Annotated in this window: 1 protein-coding gene and 1 pseudogene; one reads left to right on the top strand and one right to left on the bottom strand. The window is 71.3% G+C overall.

From position 1 onward, the window contains the following. A pseudogene (locus GJ693_RS16515) lies at positions 1-328 on the bottom strand (HAD-IB family hydrolase); the annotation flags it as partial. Positions 329-372: 44 nt separating this feature from the next. On the opposite strand from GJ693_RS16515, the gene GJ693_RS16510 reads away from it, so the two are divergent. Next, positions 373-661: STAS domain-containing protein (locus tag GJ693_RS16510; RefSeq protein WP_156257287.1), on the top strand; the 289-nt coding region annotated here is incomplete at its 3' end.

Genomic DNA, 661 nt, shown 5'->3' with positions numbered 1-661 from the left:
TGGCCGCGTCGTTGCCGAGCGCTGCGCGGGCCGCGAGCAGGGCATGGCCGACGACGAACTCGGCCGCAAACCGCTCGGCCGCGGCCGCCATTCGGGACTCCGCCACCCGGCCGCCGATCAGCCAGCGGTGCGCCCAGCTCTTGATCTGTCCGCGCGACATCAGGCCGGCGCCATAAGCCAGGCCGCCCAGCGCCACCAATGGCAGCAGCAGCACCCGCCACGGCGCCTCGTGCCGCAGCCAGAAGCGGAGGAAATGCGCCCAGCTGCCGGTGTCGGTCAGCGTCCGATCCAGGTCGTAAACCGCAATTTCGGTGCGATCGGCCGTCATTGTTCCCCTTGGCATTTGACCACGCATAGACCAGTTTGCCCGGCATGGGCAGCAGCATCAGCTGGAACAAGGCAGCAGACGGCCGCGCGCAGGTGCAGCTTTCCGGACGGCTGACCATCGAGGAGGTGGCCGGGCTGGTGGACGACCTGGCCAGTGAAGCGCCGCGCGCGCCCGGTCTGGCGGTGGATCTGTCCGGCGTCAGCGCCATCGATACCGCCGGCGCCTGGGCCGTGAACAGCCTGGTCGATCGCTGGCAGGCGGCGGGGCACGCAGCCGCGCTGGCCGGGGCCGCGCCGGAAATCGACCGGCTGATCCGCGCCATGGCCACGCCGC

Source organism: Sandarakinorhabdus oryzae, from assembly GCF_009733735.1.
In the GTDB taxonomy this organism is placed as follows: Bacteria; Pseudomonadota; Alphaproteobacteria; order Sphingomonadales; family Sphingomonadaceae; genus Sandarakinorhabdus; species Sandarakinorhabdus oryzae.
Note: the sequence above shows the minus strand (reverse complement) of the source record. Positions and strands in the feature narration are given on the sequence as shown.